This window comes from Kribbella sp. NBC_01505, from assembly GCF_045040285.1.
In the GTDB taxonomy this organism is placed as follows: Bacteria; Actinomycetota; Actinomycetes; order Propionibacteriales; family Kribbellaceae; genus Kribbella.
The window spans coordinates 1193901-1215673 of the sequence record NZ_CP109425.1; the positions used below are offsets into that span (position 1 = coordinate 1193901).

Consider the following 21773-nt stretch of genomic DNA (forward strand, 5'->3'; position numbering starts at 1 on the left):
GCCGGTAGCTGTGAAGGCGGCACGTGGAGCGGTCGTGAAGACACTCCTGAGCGAATGAACGGCAAGAGGCCGGGTCGATCCGATCCGGTGAAGGTGTGGTGGCACCGCGAGATTCCCCTTCGCCCACACCTCCGGGGTTCGAGTACAGACCTGGAGGTGAAACAGTGATGCGAATTCTCAACCAAGAGATCCCCTCAGCAGTAGGCCAGACCGTGACGGTGGCCGGCTGGGTGCACCGAAGACGACGGCTGGCGGCCGTCAGTTTCCTGATCCTGCGCGACCGGTCCGGCCTCAGCCAGATCGTCGTGAAGGCACCGGAAACCCAAGCCCAGCTGGACCAAGTCGGCGAGGAGACAGTGGTTCAGGTGACCGGTACGGTCGCCGCGAACCCACAGGCACCCGGTGGTGCGGAGCTGGTCGACCCGGTGATCGAGCCGCTCACCGAACCGGCCGCGACACCACCGATCGAGCTCTGGCGACCCACCGTCGGAGCCGGACTGCCCGTCGTACTGGACAACGCACCGATCGCACTGCGGCATCCTGCGGTGCGAGCTGGCTGGGAGATCGCTGCGGCGGCGCTGCACGGTTTCCGCGCGGCTCTGGACAGTCAGGGCTTCACAGAGATCCAGACGCCCAAGATCGTCGGTACGGCGACCGAGTCCGGCGCCAACGTGTTTGCGCTGGACTACTTCGGCGGACCGGCGTATCTGGCGCAGTCGCCGCAGTTCTACAAGCAGACGATGGTTGGAGTGTTCGAGCGGGTCTACGAGGTCGGTCCGGTCTTCCGGGCCGAGCCACACGACACTGTGCGGCACCTGGCTGAGTACGTGTCGCTCGACGCGGAGTTCGGGTTCATCCAGGACCACCGCGACGTTCTCGCCGTACTGCGTTCTGTCCTGTCCACCATGCTGTCGACGGTGGGCGAGCGAGCGTCTGCTGCGCTGGAGCGGCTCGGAGTGGAGCTACCGGAGATTCCGGAGGACGTCCCCGTCCTGCACTTCACCGAGGCACTCAAGCTGGCCGGTGCGAACCCGGAGGAGCCGGACCTTGCACCAGCCGACGAGCGTGCGATCGGTGAGTGGGCACTGCGCGAGCATGGCAGCGCATTCGTTGCTGTAGAGGGCTATCCGATGGTGAAGCGGCCGTTCTACACCCACTCGCAGCCGTCGGACCCACGCTGGTCCAACTCGTTCGACCTGCTGTTCCGGGGCGTCGAGCTGGTCACTGGTGGCCAGCGCCTGCACCGGTACAGCGAGTACGCCGCCGCACTGGCCGCTCGTGGCGAGTCGGCGGACGCACCGGCGTACAGCTCGTATCTGCAGGCGTTCAAACACGGCATGCCCCCGCACGGCGGTTTCGCGATCGGTCTCGAGCGCTTCGTGGCGCGCCTGACCGGGGCCGAGAACGTCCGCGAGGTCACGCTGTTCCCCCGCGACCTGCACCGATTGACGCCGTAAACGACATGGACACCACCGAGTCGGTCGTCGCCGAGCTGAACGTTGCCCTAGGCACCGATTATCAGCTCGTGCGACGGCTGACCGGTGGTCTCCAGTCCGGCGCCTTCGAGCTGACCGACGGCGTCGTACTGAAGTGGACGGACAGACCGGACTGGGCGCCCAGGGTCCGGCAGGCGGCCGAACTAGTCCGCCGTGCCCGGGCCGTCGGCTACCCCACTCCGGAGTGGCTGGCCGTCGGCACGACCGCGGCCGGATCGCCTTACCAGCTTCAGGAATTCGTGGCCGGTACGCCGGTCCGCGGCGGATCGCTGGTCGACGAGCCGCTCGCGCGCCAGCTGATCGCGATCTGCGAGCTGCAGCGCGATCTCGTGCCCGAGGACCGCGTGAACTGGTCAGGCTATGCCCATGGTGTCGTCTTCGACGGCTGGGACGGAGTGCACGAGCGCGTGCACGCGTACGGCGGTGAGGTGACCGAGCTCGTCGATCGGTATGACGCACTCTGCCGGCGGTACCGCGACGCCGTACTGCCGAGTGATGACCTCGTGCACGGCGATCTGAACCTCGGCAATCTGCTCGTCGCGGACGGACAGGTCACGGGGATCATCGACATCGAGTCGGCCGGGGCAGGGTCGCGGGCCTACGATCTCGTCTCCCTCGCCACCTCGGCCGCGCGAGACGGAGCGCCGCCAGGGATCGACGAGCTGTTCCTGGAGGCCGCGTTGCTAGCGGGTGGCCGGGCGACAGTCGCTATCTGCGCGGCCACGGCGTACGTGACCATCGCTGAGTTCGCCGCGACTCTCTACCCAGGCTCGGAGGAGCTGGTGGCCGTGGGCGCGCGGCGCGTGCTCGAATTGCTCGATGCATGATGAGCGCATGCTGAGTGAGGTTGAGCAGAGCGTCCTGGCCGCTGTTGACGACGAGCGAGTGGTCGCGGAGCTGCGCGAGCTGGTGCAGATCCCGAGTGTGGACGGCACTCCGGCCGAGGGCGACGTACAGGCTTGGTGTGCCGAGCGGCTCGGGGCACTGGGGCTGGCGGTTGACCACTGGGAGGTGGACCTGCCTGCGCTGACCGCTGATGCGGCGTTTCCGGGCTGGGAGGTCGAGCGGGAGCGTGCCTGGGGCTGCGTTGGCGTCCTGGGCGGCGACGGTACGCCGGGACTCATCCTGAACGGCCACATCGACGTCGTACCGCCGGGTGACCTTGCGCAGTGGCCCAACCGCGATCCGTTCTCGGCCCTGGTTGAGAACGGCGTGATGTGGGGCCGTGGCACGTGTGACATGAAGGGCGGCGTCGCGGCGATCCTCGGTGCGGTGGCGGCGATCGCTGCGGCCGGTGTGGAGCTGCGGAAGCCGCTGGCGGTGCACACCGTGTTCGGTGAGGAGGACGGTGGCGCCGGTGCGTTCGCAACCCTGCAGCGAGGGCACACCGGTGAGGCCTGCCTGATTGCCGAGCCGACCGCGGGTGCAGTCATTCCTGCGAACGCCGGCTCGCTCACCTTCCGGCTGGAGGTCCCCGGCCTCGCCACGCACGGCTCAACGCGCACTCGCGGCGTGAGCGCGATCGAGAAGTTCACCGTGCTCCAGACCGCCCTGCAGGCGCTGGAAGCGGAGCGCAACCGTGATCCGCACCCGCTACTCGCCCACCTCGACCTAGCCAACCCACTGTCCGTCGGCACCATCCAGTCCGGCGACTGGGCGAGCACCGTCCCCGACCTACTGATCGCCGAGGGCCGGTACGGCGTCCGCCTCGGCGAGTCCGTCGACGCAGCCCGGAGCGCGTTCGAGGCCACCGTCGCGGAAGCCTGCGCCAAGGACGACTGGCTCCGCGACCACCCGGTCATCGTCAGTTGGCCCGGCGGCGAGTTCGCCTCCGGTCTGCTCCCCGACAACGACCCTCTGCTCCCAGACACCCTCCGAGCAGCCACCGACGCCGGCACCGCAACTCCACCGGTCAACGGTGCCCCCTACGGATCCGACCTGCGCCAGTACTCGGCCGCAGGCATCCCCACCCTCCAGTACGGCCCCGGCGACGTCCGCTACGCCCACGCCTCCGACGAACACGTCCGCCTCACCGAAGTCCTGCACGCCACCCGCACCTACGCCCTCCTAGCCCTCCGCCGCTGCCTCTAACCGCTCCTTTGAGCAGAGGGGTGGTAGAAACGCACCATGGAGCCGTTGCGCGGGCGTTCGGAGGAGCTCGGGCGGCTGATTGAGGCGTTGCGGGCAGCTGAGGCCGGTACGGCGTCGCTGGCGGTTGTGACCGGTGAGCCGGGGCTGGGGAAGTCGGCGCTGGTTGCTGCGGCGGTCGAGCAGGCCGAGCGGCAGGGTTTTCTGGTTGCGCTGGCTACGGCGCAGCAGACGGATGACATCAGTCCGCTCTCGTCGCTGGCGCCGGCGTTGCGGGCTGGGCGCGAGCCGCTGATCGACACTGAGCACTTCATGGAGCTGGCGACGCTCAACGCCCAGCCGTTGTGGCTGGCTGAGCGGCTGGCTGACTTTGTGGGGCGTCGGCTGGACGGGACGAAGGCACTGATCGTGCTGGACGACGCGCAGTGGTCGGACCCGCTGAGCGCCTTCGCGCTGCGGGTCATGATCGCTCGGCTCTCCGGACACCAACTGTTGTGGCTGGTCGCCACGAGGCCCGCTCCCGGCGGAGTGGCCGACCAGCTGGTCAACGCGGTTCGCACCCAGGTCCCGGTGCAGCTCATCGAGCTGGGACCGCTCAGCGCGGAGGCGATCCAGGACATAGCCAAGGACCGGCTCGGTGGTCCGGTAGCGGCCGATCTCGCTAGCCAGCTGGCCGACGTTCAGGGCAGTCCGTTTCTGGCCGAGCAGCTGATCGCCGGCCTCTATCTGAACGCCGCCGCCAACGCCGAGCCAGCCAGTGGTGGTGGCCCAGTCGGCCCGCTGCTCGCCGTGGGCCTTCCCACCGGTCCACTGGCACCAGGACTCATCGAGGGCGTCCGACGACGTAGTGCTGGGCTGTCAGAGGTCGCCCGGACGCTGGTGCGGACGGCTGCGGTCTTCGGTAGCGAGTTCCGGCTCGAGGATACGGCTGCGCTTCTGGCCGAGCCGGTGGCCAAGCTGGCGGCCCCACTGGACGAGGCGATCCAGGCTGGGCTGCTGATGGACGCCGGGGCCACGCTGCGGTTCCGGCACGAACTACTGCGGTCGGCAACGCTGGCCGACGTGCCGCTGTCGGCTCAGCGTGCGCTGCACGGTGCCATCGCCACTCAGCTGATCGCTGCTGGTCGCGGCGCGGCCGCCGCCGCACCGCATGTGCTGGCCGTCGCGCAGCAGGGCGACACGAAGGCCGTCGCCGTTCTGCGTCAGGCTGCGCACGAACTGCTGCCCTCCATGTCGACCACCGCTGCCGAGGTCATCCAGCATGCGTTCGACCTGACCGCTGTAGACGACCCGCTGCGCGCCGAGGTTGGCATCGACGTGGTCACCGTCCTGGTCGCCGCGTTCCAGTACGACCGGGCCAAGGCCTTCGCCGATGACCTGCTGGGCGGTACGGCGCTCTACCACGGACCGGTCACTCCGGACCTGCGTGCGTCGATCCGTCTACTGCTGGCACCGCGGCAGTGGATCACCGGCAGTCTGGAGCGGCAGGACCTCTTCGCACCGGGCGCAGCCGCACACCTGACCGAGCGCCTCACGGCCTACCGAACTCTGCTCGCCCCGGAGGAGGTCGCACCGACAGACCTGCTCCACCGCCTGACCGACCCGGTCGCCCGGGCGGTCGTCCTAGTAGCTGCCGCCATCACTGCTCGGGACGAGGGCCGCTATGCCACGGCTCGCGACTACTACGTCGGGGCTCGCGAAACAGCCACAGACCTTGGCAGCCTCTCCGACACCCTGCTGGAGGTAGGCGAGCTCTACTGCCGTGCCGAGACCGACGAGCTCCCCAGCGCGCTAAAGCGTAGCCGCGAGCTGATGACCGCCGGTGACTGGCAGTCCGCTGCCCACCTGAGTGTTCTGCACGCCCGGCTCGAGTACGCGGCCGGCGACCTCGACGCAGCCGAGGAGGAGGCCAGAAACGGCGTGCGGTGGATGAAGGACCTCCACGAGACCACTCTGGTTCCGGTCGCGCAGCAGGTGCTTGCACTGATCGCACTGCTGCGGAACCACCCCACCAAGGCCCGGGAGCACGCCGGCACCGACCCGACCGTCAACGCTCTGCTCGCAATGACCGACGGCGATGCAAAAGCGCGCACCCGGCTCCGCGACGTACCGCATGGGTTTCCAGAACGGATCAGCATCCTGGTGCAAGCCGACGCTGAGGACCTGCTGGCAGCACAGGTTGCAGCGAGTCCTTGCGAGGCCGCTCTCGGTGCACGTGAGCTGGTGGCGGCCGGTACTGATCTGAAGCGGCTAGCCACGGCGGCCGAGCAGCTGCGTGGCGTGGACCGACCGCTGCTGTCCGCTCAGGCCGACGACCGCTACGGCCGAGCCGAGCTGGAGTACGGCGACCGCGCGACCGGCGTCGCCGTACTGGAGCAGGTGCTGGAAACGCTCACCACCCTCGGAGCAACCGCACCGGCCGCGCGGATCCAGGCGGTGCTTCAGTCGGCCGGAGTACGGCGGCGGCGGTGGGCCGCCGTACCGGCTCGTGCTGAGGCTGGGTGGGAGGCGCTCACCCCGATGGAGCGCCGCGTCGCTCTGCTGGTGGCGGAGGGGCACACCAACCGGTCTGCCGCGGAAGAGCTGGTCGTCTCGGCCAGCACGGTCGGTACGCATCTGCGGTCGGTCTTCAGCAAGCTCGAGGTCAATTCGCGGGTCCAACTGACCCGTCTGGTCCTGGAGCGGTTCGCCCCTCCCCCGAACACATGAGTTTTGGGTGCAGTGTTACCCGAAAGCATTAGGTCGACCCTCCGAAGTTCAGTTGATCGGTTGATCCGCCGGACCACCCGCACACGGCAACCTTCAGTCATCACCTACTGAAGGAGTACGAGACAGATGACCGACAAGACCCCCACCGTCGTCCTGGTGCACGGAGCGTTCGCCGAGAACTCGTCCTGGACCGGCGTGATCGCCGAGCTCACCAGCCGCGGCATCCCGGCGGTGGCGCTGTCCAACGAGCTGCACGGCCCCCAGTACGACGGGAGCCGGATCGCTGCTCAGGTCCGGGAGATCGACGGCCCGGTCGTCCTGGTCGGGCACTCGTACGGCGGCGCGGTGATCACCAACGTCGCGAACGCGGCCGACAACGTGACCGCCCTCGTCTACGTCTCGGCCTTCATCCCGGATGAGGGCGAAAGCCTGCAGGACCTGCTCGGCAGCTTCCCCGCCAACGACTTCGGCACCGGACTGGTGCCGCACCAGCTGCCGACCGGCGACGGTGGCGAGGAGACCTTCCTCAGCATCGACCCGGCCAAGTTCCAGCACCTCTTCGCGGCCGACGTCGCCGAGTACGACCTGCTGGCCCGCACGCAGCGGCCGATCGCCGCCGCGGCGTTCGAGGAGAAGTCCGGTCCGGCGAGCTGGACGCGGCTGCCGGTCTACCAGCTGATCGGCAGTGCCGACGAGGCCATCCACCCCGAGGGCCAGCGCACCATGGGAGCTCGTGCCAAGGCCACGACGATCGAGGTCGACGGCTCGCACGCCGTCGCCGTCTCACAGCCCAAGGCCGTTGCGGCCTTCATTGCGACCGCAGTCGAGGGTGGTGCGAAGTAATGCGCATCCGTAGCCTCACCGCAGCCGTCGCCACTGTCCTGCTGACCGTCACCGGGGCCACCTCAGCCGCCGCGACACACCAGCCGAAGCCCAAGCCCACCATCGTCCTCGTTCACGGTGCGTTCGCCGACGCGAACAGCTGGTCCGAGGTCACCAAGAAGCTGCAGCGGGACGGGTACACCGTCGTCTCACCCGCCGTACCGCTGCGAACCATCGCCACTGACACCTCCTACCTCGAGGGCGTCCTGGCCGGCATCCCCGGCCCGAAGGTGCTGGTCGGACACTCGTACGGCGGCGCTCTGATCACCGAGCTCGCCGGAACAGCCGATGTGAAGTCGCTGGTCTACGTCGCTGCGTTCATCCCGCAGGCCGGTGAGACCATCGGCGCGCTGAACTCGCAGTTCCCCGGTAGCGAGATCGGTCCGGACACCACGAGCACCATCAGCTACCCAGGTGGCGTGGACCTGGTCATGAAGCCGGATGCGTTCCGCTGGGTCTTCGCCGCCGACCTGCCCAGCCGCCAGGCCGCCGTACTGGCCTCGTCGCAGCGACCGGTCTCGGCAGGGGTCTTCACCGAGACCGTCCTGAAGAGCGCACCGGCCGGACTGCCGAAGTACGCCGTCCTTCCGGGCAAGGACCGGGCCATCGCCCCGGCGGCCGAGCAGTTCATGGCCAAGCGGGCCGGAGCGAAGATCGTCCAGGCGCCTGGAGCCTCGCACCTGGTGATGCTGTCGGAGCCGTCGCTGGTCACCCACACCATCGAGCAAGCCGCTCGCTGAAGTCACCTGTCGGCCGGTCCACCCCTCACTGGGTGGGCCGGCCGACGACGCGTTGCATAGCCAGCTCTCCCGCGGCCCGCCAGGTCGGCTTCCCACCGGGCAGGCCCTTGTCTCCCGCGACTGCCATAGCCAGCACGAACAGCGCCTTCATCGCAGCGTGGCCTCTGGCCCGCCGGAAGGTCGCGTCATCCATCGGATAGGCCGCGAAGAACCGCTTGGCGGCAGCATCCGGCAACAGCACCCACGCTGCGGAGAGGTCGATGGCCGGGTCACCGCTCCCCAGGTCCTCGAAGTCGATCACCCCAGCCAGCCGACCCCCTGCGACCACGATGTTCGCCGGGTGCAGATCCGTGTGCACCACGACCGGCGGCCCGTCCCAAGCCGACGCTGCCACGGCGTCTGCCCAGATCTCGCGTACGGCGTCGCCGGGTGCCACGGTGTCGAAGAAGTGGTCGATGTCGCTCAGCTGCAGCGGTCCGGTCCGATTGCTCGCCGGTACGTCGGCCGGCGCGGGCTGGTGCAGTGCGAGCAGGAACTGCGCCAGCGTGGTGCCCGACTCGTCCGCCGTGATGAACTCCCGGTCTGCCGGTTCACCGGGCACCCACTGGGTGATCAGCCACGGGTTCGGGAACCGCTCCGATGGCGCACCTCGCCGTACCGGGGTCGGTACTGGTAGTGGGAGCCGTTCAGCCAGAGTCGGGAGCCACCGGTACTCGACTTCCTGCAGCTCCGACGCACGCTGCTGACGGGGCATCCGGACGGCCAACTCCTCCCCGAGGCGCCACATCTGATTGCCCCAGCCGCCGATGACCTCGCGCAGCTCCAGCTCGGCCAGGTCCGGGTGCTGGTCGCGGAGCAGGTGCCGGACGAGGTCTTCAGTGATCTCCATGCGGCGTCAGACGCGTCACACGGGGAATGGGTTCGGACCAGGACAGGTTCTCCGAGGTATGCGTATTGATGTCTGGTCCGATGTCGTGTGTCCGTGGTGCTACATCGGCAAGCGGCGCCTGGAAGAGGCGCTGGCGACGAGTGGCGACCGGGCCGAGATTGTCTGGCACAGCTTCCAGCTGGACCCGTCCTCCACGAATGACGACCCGCGGGACCTGCCGACGCGGCTGGGCGAGAAGTACGGCCGTGACCGTGCCTGGGGCGTGCAGGCCAACGAGCACGTGACGGAGGTGGCCGCGGAGCTCGGTCTGGAGTACCACCTGGACCAGGCGAAGTCGGTCAACACCGTGGATGCGCACCGGCTGCTGCACCTGGCTCTCGAGTACGGCTTGGACATCCAGAGCCGGCTGAAGGAACGGTTGCTGAAGGCATACTTCACCGACGGTCTCCCCGTCGGTGACCACACCACTCTGACCGCCCTGGCAACAGAGGTCGGCCTCCCCGCCGACCGGGTGGCCGAGGTGCTGGCCGGGACCGAGTACGCCGACGACGTGGCCGCCGACCAGGCACAAGCCCTCGCGTACGGCGCGAACGGCGTGCCGTTCTTCGTCATCGACGAGAAGTACGGCGTGAGCGGCGCTCAGCCGGCAGAGGTCTTCGGAGAAGCCCTGCGGCGGGCGAACGCGGACCGCAAGCCGGTGACGCTCATCACTGCACCCGGTGCTGCCGCCGACGATGCCACCTGCGGTCCGGACGGCTGCCCGATCTGACGGTTGGGCCTGGGTACCGGGAACACCTCAACACGTGGTGTATGAAGGAGGCATGACTGTCGTGCGTGCACTGGCCAGGCCGTTGCTGTCCGTCATTTTCGTCGTCCAGGGTGCGAACTCGGTCCGCAACCCCGAGCCGTTGGTGTCGAAGGCGCAGCCCGTGACCGACCGGCTGGTGCCGGTGCTGAAGAAGGCCGCACCGGCCCAGATCGGCGACCGGATCCCGGAGACGACCGTCAACCTGATCCGGCTGAACGGCGCCGCCCAGGTGCTCGGCGGCCTCGCACTGGCCACCGGCAAGGGCCGTCGGCTCGGCGCGACGCTGCTGGCGGCGACGCTGGTGCCGACCACGCTGGCCGGGCACGCGTTCTGGCAGGAGGACGACAAGTCTGCCAAGGCCCAGCAGCGGATCCAGTTCATGAAGAACCTGGGCCTGATGGGCGGTCTGCTGCTCGCCGCCGTCGACACCGAGGGCAAGCCGGGCGTCGCCTGGCGGGCCGGCCACGGCGCCAAGGCTGCCAAGCGGGAGACCAAGCGTGGCGCCAAGGCGGCCAAGCGCGAGGCCCGCCAGCTGGCCCGCGACGCGAAGGCCGCGGCGCGACTCGCGCGGGCCGAGCTACACCTCGGCTGACCTGACTCGGCCCTACGCTGGAGGCCGTGCCCACTTACAGTGACGACGGCAAGTGGTGGTGGGACGGGCGCGCCTGGCAGCCCGTGACGCAGCAGCCACCTGCGCCGCCGCAGCAACAGCCGTACCCCGGTCCGCAGGCCCAGCAGCAGCCGGGCCAACCGATGCCGCAGCCGGGACAGCCGCCGTACGGCGGTCCGCAGCAGCAGCCCTACCCGCCGCAACAGCAGTACCCCGGCGGGCAACCGTCGTACCCGAGCGGGCCGCAGGGCTTCTACCAGCAGCAGCCACCGCCGAAGAAGAGCCGCACGCTGCTCCTGCTCGTCGCGGGAGCCGTGGCGCTCCTGCTGGTGCTCGGCATCGGCGGCGTGGTGATCTGGAAGAACACCGGCTCCGACGACGGCGGCACTGCGAAAGGTGCACCGCCCAAGGACGCCAAGATCATCGAGCCCGGTCAGCCGGTCACGGCGCAGGCGCTGAGCGAGGTGAACCCGCAGGCGTTCCACGAGAGCGTCATGAAGCGCCAGATGACCACTCCGATCGGCCGGCTCAAAACCTCGGTGTTCGGCGACCCGCAGAAGTTCGCCACGGGTGAGCCGCTCTGGTCGATCACGGACATGGCGGTCGACCGGCAGACCAAGAAGTACTACTACGCCCAAACCATCCTCGACGGCCGGGCAGACCAGAAGCCGACGAACAGCGTCTGCACCGGCGACCCGAAGCCGATGGTCTGGTCGAACTACAGCAAGGACTGGCAGCGGAGCACGTTCGACGATCTCGCCTGCCAGAAGATGCCCTACCAGGGCGGCGGTGACGGCATCGTGTCCACCGGGCTGAGCGCCGAGCAGGCGGACAAGGTGATCGCCTACCTCCGGGACAGCAAGGGCTTCGTGAACCCCGCGCAGCCGACGCTGCTGACCGCGGGCGGGAAGACCTTCGTCCGCCAGGTCGTCGACTTCAAGCCGATCACGCGGGCCGACGACAACTACTACGGCTCGGCGATCCTGATGTGGGCGCTGCGCGAGGCCGGCGCCGATCCGGTGGAGTGGAAGTGGTCGAACCCGTTCAACCTGACCGAGGGCATCCACATGGTCTACTACCTGGACCCTGCCACCCTGCTGCCGGTCGCCGCGTTCGAGAGCGGGATCGACACCCCCGCACAGAACGGTGAGCCGGCGATGAAGCGGGACACCATCCAGGTGGTCAACTACAGCTACCCGACCACGCTGCCGGTGCCGAAGTTCGGCAACAGCCCGAACACGCTCACCATCACCCTCCCGGAAGGCTGGAAGGCCCAGTAAGCGCGATGCCCTAGGCTCAAGGGGTCGGAAACGAGCGTAGGGAGTGGGATGAGTCAGGAGCAGGGCTGGGCGGCACCGCGGGCCGAAGGGCCGGTCAGCGGCCGGATCACGGTGCCGGGGTCGAAGTCGATCAGCAACCGCGCACTCATCCTCGCAGCGATCGCGGACGGCCCGTCACACCTGACGGGCCTGCTCGCCGCGCGTGACACCACTTTGATGCGGACGGCGCTCACGTCACTGGGCGTCGGCATCGCCGACAACGGCTCCACCGTCACCGTCACTCCCGGCTCGCTCAAGGGCCCGGCGAGTGTGGACTGTGGCCTGGCCGGCACGGTGATGCGCTTCGTCCCGCCGGTGGCCGCGCTGGCTGACGGTGTGGTCGAGTTCGACGGCGACGAGTACGCCCGGGAGCGCCCGATGGGTGTGATCCTCGATGCGCTGCGCGCCCTGGGCGTGCAGATCGAGGACGGTGGCACCGGCCGGATGCCGTACTCCGTGTCCGGCACCGGATCGGTCCGTGGCGGCACGGTCACGCTGGATGCCTCCGGGTCGAGCCAGTTCGTCTCCGCACTGCTGCTGGCCGGCGCCCGGTACGACGAGGGCGTGGACATCCGTCACGACGGCAAGCCGGTGCCGTCGCAGCCGCACCTGGACATGTCGGTGGCGATGCTGCGCGAGCGCGGCGTCCAGGTCGACGACTCCGAGCCGAACCGCTGGGTGGTTGCCCCCGGCCCCATTCGCGCGCTGGACACCGCGATCGAGCCCGACCTGTCGAACGCAGCGCCGTTCCTGGCCGCGGCCGTGCTGACCGGCGGCGAGGTGACCGTGACCGGCTGGCCGGAGCACACCACGCAGCCCGGTGGTCAGCTGCCCGACATCTTCACCCGCTTCGGCGCAGAGGTCACTCAGACCGCGGACGGGCTCACAGTGCGCGGCACTGGTCGCGTCAACGGCTGTGACCTCGACCTGAGCGCGGTAGGCGAGCTCAGCCCAGTCATCGCGGCAGTCGCCGCCTTCGCGGACGGACCGTCGTGGCTGCGGGGTATCGCGCACCTGCGCAACCACGAGACCGACCGGCTGGCCGCACTGGAGCACGAGTTCAACGCACTGGGCGGTGACGTCACCCAGACGGCGGACGGGCTGGAGATCCGCCCGAAGCCGTTGCAGGGCGGGCTGTTCGCGACGTACCACGACCACCGGATGGCGCACGCGGCCGCTGTGGTCGGGCTGCTCGTCGACGGGCTGCTGATCGAGAACATCGGGACCACGGCGAAGACCTTGCCGGAGTTCCCCGAGCTCTGGTCGGGGCTCGTCAGCTGATGTCGCGGTACGACGAGGAGGCCAAGTACGACCGGCCCAAGCGCCGGACCCGGCCGCGGACCAAGGACCGTCCCGCGTACGACGACGCCGTGATCGGCTTCGTGACCACGCGGGACCGTGGCCGCTACACGTGCTGGGTCGACGGTCGGCAGGTCACCGCGATGAAGGCCCGCCAGCTCGGCCGGACCGGAGTGATCGTCGGCGACCAGGTGAAGCTCGACGGCAACGCCACCGGTGACGAAGGCACACTGGCCCGCATCGTCGAGGTAGTCCCCCGTACGACGCTCCTGCGCCGCTCGGCCGATGACGACGACCCGGTGGAGCGCCCGCTGGTCGCGAACGCGGACCAACTGGTCATCGTGGTCGCCGTAGCGAACCCGGAGCCCCGCACCGGCCTGATCGACCGCTTCCTGGTCGCCGCGTACGACGCCGGCATGCGACCGCTGCTCTGTCTCACCAAGACCGACCTGGCCGACCCCACACCGCTGCTGGACATCTACCGCCCACTCGGGGTCGAGTCCGTCGCCACCCAGCAAGGTGGCGACCTGGACGCACTCCGCGAGCAGCTGGACGACCGCACCAGCGTTCTGGTCGGTCACTCCGGCGTCGGCAAGTCCACTCTGGTCAACGGGCTCATCGAAGGGGCGAACAGGGCCATCGGTGTCGTCAACGACGTCACCGGCCGCGGTCGGCACACCTCCACGAACACCGTCGTACTGCGGCTGCCCGAAGGCGGCTGGATCATCGACACGCCTGGCATCCGCTCGTTCGGACTGGCCCATGTCTCGCCGGAGAAGCTCATCAACGCCTTCCCGGACCTGGCCGACATCACCGTGGACTGCCCGCGCGGCTGCACGCACACCGAGTTGGCGCCGGACTGCGCGCTGGACGAAGCGGTCGCCGAAGGCCGCGCCGACGCCGACCGCGTCACGTCGTTCCGCCGCCTCTTCGCCAGCCGGGAAGGGCGCGAGCAGAAGGACCCCGAAGCTACTTAGGCAGCTGCCCGTCCCAGACCGCCTTCGCGCCGGCGTCACCGGTGCGGATGGTCTGGTAGATCACCAGTACGCCGATCACCACCACCGCGGCGCTGGTCACCAGCTCGAGTGGGCGACCGCGTCCCTCTTTGGCGCCCTTGCCGCTGGCCAGCGCAGACGGACCGCTGAGCAGCACGAACGCGGCTACCGCGACCACGGCGAAGATCAGGCAGAACCAGAAGAGCAGATCGCCACGCTCCTGGTGCACCTCGACCGCCTTCTGCAGAGTCGGCACTGCGGCAACGAAAGCCTCACCGCTCTCCTTGGCGACATACGCCAGCACCAGTGAGCCCAGCCCGAGCAGCAGCACCGGCCAGCGCAGCAGCCACCGCCAGCGCGGTACGAGGGCGAAGACAATCGCGATCAGGGCGGACACCGGGAGCACCAACACCGCGGCATGGATCACCAGCACGTGGAGCGGTAGATCCCCGAAGCGCTCGAACATGTGACGCCTCCAAAGGCAGTCGTACGGTTCTGTACCACTCCACACGATCTGAACCCGTATTCGGTTCAACCTCGCCGCAAGACCGGGGCGGTGGGGCGGGGAAGGTATTCGGCTAGCCTTCCGGCTATGCCCTCGCACACGGATGACCTGCGGCTCGCCCACATCCTGGCCGACGATGCTGATTCGACCACGATGGACCGCTACAAGGCACTCGACCTGCACGTGGCGACCAAGCCTGATCTGACGCCGGTGAGCGAGTCGGACAAGAAGGTCGAGGATGTGATGCGCAAGACGCTCTCCCGGGCGCGTCCGCGGGACGCGTTCGTCGGTGAGGAGGAGGGCACCAGCGGTTGGGGTGCGCGCCGCTGGGTCGTCGACCCGATCGACGGCACCAAGAACTACATCCGGGGCGTCCCCGTCTGGGCCACACTGATCAGTCTGATGATCGAGGACCAGGTCGTCGTCGGAGTGGTCTCCGCTCCGTCACTCGGCCGGCGCTGGTGGGCGTCGTACGGCGACGGCGCCTGGACCGGCCGCTCGCTGCACTCCTCACAGCCATGCCGGGTCAGCGACGTGAGCCGGATCGAGGACGCCTCGCTGTCCTACTCCTCGGTCAAGGGCTGGGACAAGCTCGACAAGAAAGACCAGTGGACCAGCCTGATGGATGACTGCTGGCGGACCCGCGCGTACGGCGACTTCTGGTCGTACATGCTGGTCGCCGAGGGCGCGGTCGACATCGCCGCCGAGCCCGAGCTGAACCTGTGGGACATGGCCGCGCTGTCGATCGTCGTCGAGGAGGCCGGGGGCAAGTTCACCTCGGTCGACGGCACTCCGGGCCCGAACGGCCCGAACGCGCTGGCCACGAACGGCCGACTGCACGATGAGGTACTGAAGCGCCTAGCGTGACCACGTAGGGTGGCCGCATGCCCTTGAACTACCCCCTTGCTGAGCAGACGCTCGACAACGGCCTGCGGGTCGTGGTCAGTTCCGACCGCGCCGTTCCGATCGTCGCGGTCAACCTTTGGTACGACGTGGGTTCGCGTCACGAACCACCCGGTCTGACCGGGTTCGCGCACCTGTTCGAGCACCTGATGTTCCAGGGGTCGCGCAACGTCCAGTCCGGCCAGCACTTCAGCCTGCTGGAGACGGTGGGCGGCAGCCTGAACGCGAGCACCTTCTTCGACCGCACCAACTACTTCGAGTCGCTGCCGAGCGGCGGCCTGGATCTGGCCCTGTGGCTGGAGGCCGACCGGATGGGCTATCTGCTCGACGCGCTCACCCTCGAGAACCTGGACAACCAGCGCGACGTGGTGAAGGAGGAGAAGCGGCAGAGCTACGACAACCGCCCGTACGGCGACTCGTACGAGCGACTGGTCCGGCTGCTCTTCCCCGAGAACCACCCGTACGCGCACATGACGATCGGCTCGATGGCCGACCTGGACGCGGCCTCGCTGGAGGACGTGCACGCGTTCTTCCGCAAGTACTACGGCCCGAACAACGCGGTCCTGACGATCGTCGGTGACGTGTCCGTCGAGGACGCCTTCGACGCCGCCAAGCGGTACTTCGGCCACCTGCAGGCGATCCCGACCCCGCCGCCCGCCCCGGACGGCACGATCGGGCCGCTCACCGAGGTGCTGCGCGACGACGTACGGGAAGACGTGCCGTCCGACCTGATCACGATGATGTTCCGGCTGCCTCCGGACGGGACTCCGGAGCTCGATGCGGCCGGGCTGGCACTCGACGTACTGGCTGCGGGTCAGAGCGGCAGGCTGAACCGGCGACTGGTTCGGGATGAGCAGATCGCCCAGTCCGTCTCCGGTGGCGCGCTGCCGCTGGTCGGTGGCGTCTCCTTCGGCACGCTGACCGGGATCGCGTCGGATGGCGTGGAGCTGCAGCTGGTCGAGGACGCACTGCTCGAAGAGGTCGAGAAGCTGGCCGAGAGCGGCATCACCGCCGACGAGCTGGCCACCGTCCAGGCTCAGGCCGAGCGGGACTGGCTGGAGCAGCTGTCGACCTGCGCGGGCCGCGCTGACGAGATCTCGCACCATGCACTCCTGTTCGGCGACCCGAACCGGATCAACACCCGGATCGACCAGGTCCGCGCGGTCACGGCCGAGCAGGTCCAGGCGGCGGCGCGCGAGTGGATCCGCGCAGCCGGTCGCGCCCAGGTCACCTACCGCCGTACGGAGGAGGAAGCATGAACCAGATCTTGACCACTCCCCCGCCGGTCAGCCCGCCGGGCCCGTGGAAGTTCCCCGAGTCGACGGCCACGACGACCAGCGCCGGGACACCGGTGCACATCTTCGACCGCCCGGGCCAGTACGTCGCTACTGTCCGCGTCACCATCGCCATGCCGCTGTTCTCGGAGCCGCGTGAGCTCGAGGGTGTCGCGACGATCATGTCCCGCACCCTCGACGAAGGCACCGAGCTGCACTCGGCCAACGACTTCGCAGCGGCTCTCGAGCGGCACGGCGCGGCGTACGGCGTCGACGTCAGCTCGGACGCGTTGCACGTCGAGATCTCGGTCCCGGTCTCGCACCTCGCACCGGCCGTGAAGCTGCTGGCCGAGGCGGTCACCCGGCCCGCGTTCAACGTCGCCGACGTCGGGCGGCACGTGACGATCCGGCTCGGCGAGATCAACCAGGAGAAGGCGAATGCCGGCTACCGGGCCCGCGAGGCCTTCGCCGCGCACCTGTTCGACGCGTCGACGCGCCGGTCCCGGCCGACCGCGGGGACGCCGGACACCATCCGCCCGCTGACGAACGTCCAGGTCGCCGAGTTCTACCGCAGCAACATCGGTCCGGCGCGGGCGCAGATCCTGTTCGCCGGCGACGCGACCGGTGTGGACGTGGCCGCGATCGTCGACGACGCGTTCGGCGACTGGCGGGCCGAGGTCGGCCCCGCACTGGAGACTCCGGAGCCGCTGTACCTGCCGGGCGACCGCCTGGTGCTGGTCGACCGCCCGGGTTCGGTGCAGAGCCAGCTGGTGATCGGCTGCGCCGGTCCGGACAGGCGCAGCGCTGCCTGGGGCCCTGCAGCCGTGGCGAACCACGTGGTCGGTGGCACGATCACCTCCCGCGTGGACACTGTGCTGCGCGAGGAGAAGGGCTACACCTACGGCACGCGCAGTAGCTTCTCGGCACCGCGCAAGGGCGGCACGTTCACTCTGGGCGGCGCTGTCCGCACCGAGGTGACCGGTGCGGCGATCGGTGACGCACTGCGGATCCTGCGCGACGCCCGCGACGGGCTGACCGAGCAGGAGGTCCAGGAGGCCAAAGACAGCCTCACTCTGACCGCACCGCTGCGCTACGAGCAGGCGGACTCGATCATCCAGCAGGTCGGCAGCAACATCGCCAACGGCGTCCCGATCGACTTCGCCGACACCTACATGCAGCGGATCGCCGCGACCACGGCCGAGCGGGCCACCGCGGCGTACCGGGAGTTCGTGGGAACCAACGGGCTGCTCGTCGTCGTCGTAGGGGAAGCCAAGGAAGTCCGGCCGCAGCTCACCGAGCTCGGGCTGGGGGACCTGATCGACCTGACCTGAGGAGCCACGGATGTCGTACACCGACGCCACCGACCGGACGCACACCTTCTACCCGGTCCAGCCCGGCTCCCCGCAGCAGCCGGCGTACGGCATCCTTCAGGAAAACTCCCAGGCGACCGTCGCGGTCGTCCTGGGAGCGATCGCCCTCTGCACCGGGCTGCTCTTCCTGTCGCCGGTCGTCTGGTGGCTCGGCAGCCAGTCGCTGGCCGAGATCGACGCGGCGCCCGGCGTCTACAGCAACCGCGGCATGGCGCAGGCCGGCCGCATCCTCGGCATCATCGGTACGGCGCTGATCGCCGCCGGCCTGCTCTTCCTCGTACTCATGCTGACCATGTTCGTGGCAGTCTGAGCTACTTGGTCGGGACCACCAGGCAGCTCGCGTGCCGGTCGAAGCTCCAACTGCTCTCGACCGGCGACAGCAGGAAGATGCTGGACGACTCGTCCAGCTTCCGGTTCAAGGCGTCCCACCGAGTGGTGCACTCCTTCTCGACGGCGTCCTGAACCGCCGGCAGCCCCGGCCACTTCCCGGCCGGAAGCTCGAACGCGGCATACACCTCGCCGCCGTTCGGTCCGCTGCAGGGCACCAGCTTCATGCCCCGGACCTCCTTGTCCTCCTGAACGCTCTCGACGCAGTCGCCCACCTTCAGCTTGGTCGGCTCCACGTTCGTCGTCGCGGTCACCTGTCCGGAAGCGTCCCGATCCGGCTCGTCGTCGCTCAGGATCGCCGCCACCACGCCCACACCCAACAGCAGGAGCCAGCACCCGGACAGCACCAGACCGGCGATCGCGAGTCCCCTGCCGCCTTGGTTGCGCTTCTTGATCTGGCTCAGCGCGACGAAACCGAAGATCGCGCCGAGCAGCACCCCGCCGATGATGCCGAAGATCAGCGACGCGATCGCGAACCCGTTGGTGCCCTGCGGCGGCCCCTGGTACTGCGCCGGAGGCACGGTTTGGATCGGCGGCATCCCGTACGGCGCCGGCCCCGGTGGCGGTGCGCCGTACTGAGGCTGGCTTCCGTACTGGGGCTGACCCCCGTACGGCGGCTGTCCTCCGTACTGCGGTTGTCCGGGCTGGGGTTGTCCGGGCTGGGGCGGCTGCCCGCCGGGAGGACCGGCCGGGGGTGGAGTCTCACTCATGCTCGGACTGTAAACCCCCGGACCGACGTTCTCCGGAACTATCGCCTGACCGGTATTAACTGGAGATGTAGTTGGACAGCTGCTCCGCGCTCACCACCACCGCGCCGGCTGAGCTACTTGCTCGGGATCAGCAGGCAGCTCGCGCCACGGTCGCCGCGCCGCCAACTGGCCTCGACCGGGCCCAGCACGAAGAGGTCGGAGGGCTTGTCCACCGTCCGGTTCAGCGCGTCCCACCGGGCGCTGCACTCCTTCCCGACGGTGTCCTGGACCGCCGGCATGCCCGGCCACGCGCCGGCCGGCAACTCGAACGCCGCGTAGACCTCGCCGCCGTTCGGCCCGCTGCACGGCACCAGCTTCATGCCCCGGACCTCGACGTTGTCCTGGACGCTCTCGACACAGTCGCCCACCTTCAGCTTGGACGGCCTCACGTTCGTCGTCGTGGTCACCTGCCCCGAGGAGTCCCGCTCCGGCTCGCCGTCGGCGACGATCCCGATCGCGATCGCGATGCCGAACAGCGCGAGCCACGCTCCCGAGAGCACGAGACCGGCGGTCGCGAGCCCCTTGCCGCCCTCGTTGCGGGTCTTGATCTGGTTCAGCGCGACGAAGCCGAAGATGGCGCTGAGCGGCACCCCGCCGACGATGCCGAAGAGCAGCGACGCGATCGCCAACCCGTTGGTGCCCCGCGGCGACCCCTGATACCCGGCCGGGACCGGCCGCATCGGCGGCATCCCGTACGCCGCCGGCCCCGGTGCGCCGTACGGCGGTTGTCCTCCGTACGGCGGTTGGCCGCCGTACCGCGGCTGGCCGGGCTGGGGCGGTTGCCCGCCGGGGGGCCCGGCCGGGGGCGGAGTCTCACTCATGCTCGGGACTGTAAACCCCCGGACCGACGTTTCTCCCCGATGCCGGCTGACCGGTATTAACTGGAGATGTAGTTGGACAGCTGTTCCTTCTCGAACTCCAGCTCGCCGATCCGCGACTTGACCACGTCACCGATGCTGACCAGGCCGGTCAGGGCACCGTCGACGACGATCGGCACGTGCCGGATCCGGCGGTCGGTCATCAGCCGCATCATGTTGTCGATCAGGTCCTCCGGCGTACCGGTGTGGACCTCGGCGGTCATGATCGCGCTGACCCGGACGTCGCCGGCGTCCGGCGTGCCGTTCCAGAGCCGGACGATGTCACGCTCGGAGACGATGCCGTCCACCGCGGAACCGTCCGCGCTCACCACTACCGCGCCGATGTTGTGCTCGGCCAGCAGGGCAAGGAGTTCGGTGACGGTGGCCTGCGGCGAGATGGTGACGACCTCGTTACCCTTGCCGCGCAGTACGTCGTTGATCTTCACGGAGCCTCCTGCAGATCGAGGGGGGACCAATACCCCAAGGTAGCGAAAAGACCACTGACGCGGCAGGTCTCATCTCAGAAACACTGGGTGACGACGATGTCACCCGCTGTTGTGAACTTCTTCACGAGGTGCCGACGGCAACGATCCGCCGATAATCCAGAGGCGTTTCGATCGATACATCCCTAAGATCGTGAAGTTTGGTACCGGCGAGGGGAGATCGATGGGCTTGCGGCAGGACCTCGGCGTACTGAGGCATCGGGATGTACGGCTCTTCATCTCCGCACGGTTCGTGTCCATGCTCGGCTCGGCGATCGCGCCGGTGGCCCTCGCGTTCGCGGTGCTGGACATCTCGCACTCGGCGAGCGCGGTCGGCACGGTGCTCGCGGCCCGGAGCATCCCGAACATCATCTTCCTGCTGGTCGGCGGCGTGATCTCCGACCGCCTGCCCCGCCACCTCGTCATCCTCGTGGCCAACACACTCAGCGGCCTGACCCAGGCTCTGGCGGCCGTGCTGGTGCTGTCCGGTCACGCGAGCATCTGGCAGCTGGCCGCGATCGAGGCGGTCAACGGCGCTGCCGCCGCCTTCGTGACGCCGGCGATGACCGGCGTCCTCCCCTCGATCATCGACAAGGCCGACCTCCCGCAGGCAACCGCGATCTCCGGCTTCGCGCGCTCGGCAGCGCTGATCGGCGGCGGTGCGGTCGCCGGCGTCATCGTCGGACTGACCGGTCCAGGCGTCGGGCTGGCCGTCGACGCCGCGACCTTCCTGCTCGGCGGAGCGTTGATCTCGCGGCTGAAGCTGCCACCGGTCCCGCGCCGGACGTCCTCGATGTTCACCGACCTTCGCGAGGGCTGGAGCGAGTTCGCCTCGCGGCAGTGGGTGTGGGTCGTCGTGCTCGCGTTCGGCCTGCTCAACGTCATCTTCACCGCCTGCTACACAACCCTCGGCCCGGTGATCGCCGACAACACCTTCGGCCGCACCGCCTGGGGCGTCGTGAGCGCCTGCTTCGGTGCCGGCCTGGTCGCCGGCGGGCTCCTGATGCTCCGCCTCAAACCGCGCTACCCACTCCGCGCCGGCATGGCCGGAATGTTGCTCGGGGCACCGATCATCCTCTGCCTGGCGCTCTTCCCGCAGGCGATCACGGTGGCGGTCGCGGCATTCGTGATGGGCCTCGGCTTCGAGATCTTCGGCATCGGCTGGGAGACCGCGCTCGGCCAGCACGTCCCCCTCGACAAGCTGTCCCGCGTCTCGTCGTACGACATGCTCGGCTCGTTCATCGCCCTCCCGATCGGCCAGCTGACCGTCGGCTACCTCGCCGCCGCCCTCTCCGTAAAGGCCGTCGAGCTGTACGGCGTGACGCTGTACGTGCTGATCATCGTCGGCACCCTCGTCGTACCGTCGATCTGGAAGCTGCGCCGGCTGGACCACGCACCAGTAGGCTGACCC

At 68.9% G+C, this 21773-nt stretch carries 21 protein-coding genes; 16 read left to right on the plus strand and 5 right to left on the minus strand.

The genetic code is table 11. From position 1 onward, the window contains the following. Positions 1-167 precede the first annotated feature (167 nt). The 6 genes from aspS to OG474_RS05350 all read left to right on the plus strand — a co-directional run bounded on the left by aspS (position 168) and on the right by OG474_RS05350 (position 7915). Positions 168-1457: an aspartate--tRNA(Asn) ligase gene (gene aspS, locus OG474_RS05325; RefSeq protein ID WP_405061061.1), complete on the plus strand. Its 1290-nt coding sequence runs from the start codon at positions 168-170 to the stop codon at positions 1455-1457. 5 nt (positions 1458-1462) lie between these two features. Next, positions 1463-2323: a phosphotransferase family protein gene (locus OG474_RS05330; protein WP_405061062.1), complete on the plus strand. Its 861-nt coding sequence runs from the start codon at positions 1463-1465 to the stop codon at positions 2321-2323. Continuing rightward, positions 2316-3587: an ArgE/DapE family deacylase gene (locus tag OG474_RS05335; protein ID WP_405061063.1), complete on the plus strand. Its 1272-nt coding sequence runs from the start codon at positions 2316-2318 to the stop codon at positions 3585-3587. The genes OG474_RS05330 and OG474_RS05335 overlap by 8 nt, the downstream gene beginning before the upstream one ends. Before the next feature lie 36 nt (positions 3588-3623). Further along, positions 3624-6293, plus strand: a complete 2670-nt coding sequence (locus tag OG474_RS05340) for an ATP-binding protein (protein WP_405061064.1) — start codon at positions 3624-3626, stop codon at positions 6291-6293. Positions 6294-6419: 126 nt separating this feature from the next. Beyond that, positions 6420-7136 carry an alpha/beta hydrolase gene (locus OG474_RS05345; RefSeq protein WP_405061065.1) on the plus strand — a complete coding sequence of 239 codons (717 nt, stop codon included), beginning with the start codon at positions 6420-6422 and terminating at the stop codon, positions 7134-7136. Further along, positions 7136-7915 (plus strand): alpha/beta hydrolase, encoded by a 780-nt coding sequence (locus OG474_RS05350; protein ID WP_405061066.1) that lies wholly within the window; start codon positions 7136-7138, stop codon positions 7913-7915. The genes OG474_RS05345 and OG474_RS05350 overlap by 1 nt, the downstream gene beginning before the upstream one ends. A 25-nt stretch (positions 7916-7940) precedes the next feature. On the opposite strand, the gene OG474_RS05355 is transcribed toward OG474_RS05350, so the two are convergent. Then, positions 7941-8804 carry an aminoglycoside phosphotransferase family protein gene (locus OG474_RS05355; RefSeq protein ID WP_405061067.1) on the minus strand — a complete coding sequence of 288 codons (864 nt, stop codon included), beginning with the start codon at positions 8802-8804 and terminating at the stop codon, positions 7941-7943. A gap of 58 nt (positions 8805-8862) precedes the next feature. Here OG474_RS05355 and OG474_RS05360 point away from each other — a divergent pair, with 58 nt between their 5' ends. From OG474_RS05360 to rsgA, 5 genes are read left to right on the plus strand one after another with little or no spacing between them, the layout of a single operon-like run. Further along, complete coding sequence (locus tag OG474_RS05360) at positions 8863-9573, plus strand: DsbA family protein (RefSeq protein ID WP_405061068.1); 711 nt, start codon at positions 8863-8865, stop codon at positions 9571-9573. A gap of 52 nt (positions 9574-9625) precedes the next feature. After that, entirely contained in the window at positions 9626-10204 is a 579-nt protein-coding gene (locus OG474_RS05365) for a DoxX family protein (protein ID WP_405061069.1), read from the plus strand. A gap of 26 nt (positions 10205-10230) precedes the next feature. Next, a complete protein-coding gene (locus OG474_RS05370; protein WP_405061070.1) occupies positions 10231-11502 on the plus strand; it encodes a hypothetical protein in 1272 nt (423 codons plus the stop codon). Between the two features lie 48 nt (positions 11503-11550). After that, entirely contained in the window at positions 11551-12822 is a 1272-nt protein-coding gene (gene aroA / locus OG474_RS05375; RefSeq protein ID WP_405061071.1) for a 3-phosphoshikimate 1-carboxyvinyltransferase, read from the plus strand. Further along, positions 12822-13817 (plus strand): ribosome small subunit-dependent GTPase A, encoded by a 996-nt coding sequence (rsgA, locus tag OG474_RS05380; RefSeq protein ID WP_405061072.1) that lies wholly within the window; start codon positions 12822-12824, stop codon positions 13815-13817. The genes aroA and rsgA overlap by 1 nt, the downstream gene beginning before the upstream one ends. Here rsgA and OG474_RS05385 read toward each other — a convergent pair. Further along, positions 13810-14301: a DUF2231 domain-containing protein gene (locus tag OG474_RS05385; RefSeq protein ID WP_405061073.1), complete on the minus strand. Its 492-nt coding sequence runs from the start codon at positions 14299-14301 to the stop codon at positions 13810-13812. The genes rsgA and OG474_RS05385 overlap by 8 nt on opposite strands. A gap of 126 nt (positions 14302-14427) precedes the next feature. Between OG474_RS05385 and hisN the strand changes: the two genes are divergently transcribed. The 4 genes from hisN to OG474_RS05405 are packed head-to-tail and all read left to right on the plus strand — an operon-like array spanning position 14428 to position 18197. Next, positions 14428-15207, plus strand: a complete 780-nt coding sequence (hisN, locus tag OG474_RS05390; RefSeq protein WP_405061074.1) for a histidinol-phosphatase — start codon at positions 14428-14430, stop codon at positions 15205-15207. Positions 15208-15224: 17 nt separating this feature from the next. Further along, a complete protein-coding gene (locus OG474_RS05395; RefSeq protein WP_405061075.1) occupies positions 15225-16502 on the plus strand; it encodes a M16 family metallopeptidase in 1278 nt (425 codons plus the stop codon). Further along, a complete protein-coding gene (locus OG474_RS05400; protein WP_405061076.1) occupies positions 16499-17848 on the plus strand; it encodes a M16 family metallopeptidase in 1350 nt (449 codons plus the stop codon). Before OG474_RS05395 ends, OG474_RS05400 begins: the two co-directional genes overlap by 4 nt. A 10-nt stretch (positions 17849-17858) precedes the next feature. Continuing rightward, positions 17859-18197: a hypothetical protein gene (locus OG474_RS05405; RefSeq protein ID WP_405061077.1), complete on the plus strand. Its 339-nt coding sequence runs from the start codon at positions 17859-17861 to the stop codon at positions 18195-18197. 1 nt (position 18198) lies between these two features. On the opposite strand, the gene OG474_RS05410 is transcribed toward OG474_RS05405, so the two are convergent. The 3 genes from OG474_RS05410 to OG474_RS05420 form a co-directional block, all read right to left on the minus strand. Beyond that, a complete protein-coding gene (locus OG474_RS05410) occupies positions 18199-18984 on the minus strand; it encodes a DUF4190 domain-containing protein (RefSeq protein ID WP_405061078.1) in 786 nt (261 codons plus the stop codon). 113 nt (positions 18985-19097) lie between these two features. Beyond that, positions 19098-19844: a DUF4190 domain-containing protein gene (locus OG474_RS05415; protein ID WP_405061079.1), complete on the minus strand. Its 747-nt coding sequence runs from the start codon at positions 19842-19844 to the stop codon at positions 19098-19100. Between the two features lie 56 nt (positions 19845-19900). After that, positions 19901-20326 carry a CBS domain-containing protein gene (locus OG474_RS05420; protein ID WP_405061080.1) on the minus strand — a complete coding sequence of 142 codons (426 nt, stop codon included), beginning with the start codon at positions 20324-20326 and terminating at the stop codon, positions 19901-19903. Positions 20327-20546: 220 nt separating this feature from the next. On the opposite strand from OG474_RS05420, the gene OG474_RS05425 reads away from it, so the two are divergent. Beyond that, positions 20547-21770 (plus strand): MFS transporter, encoded by a 1224-nt coding sequence (locus OG474_RS05425; RefSeq protein ID WP_405061081.1) that lies wholly within the window; start codon positions 20547-20549, stop codon positions 21768-21770. Positions 21771-21773: the final 3 nt, after the last annotated feature.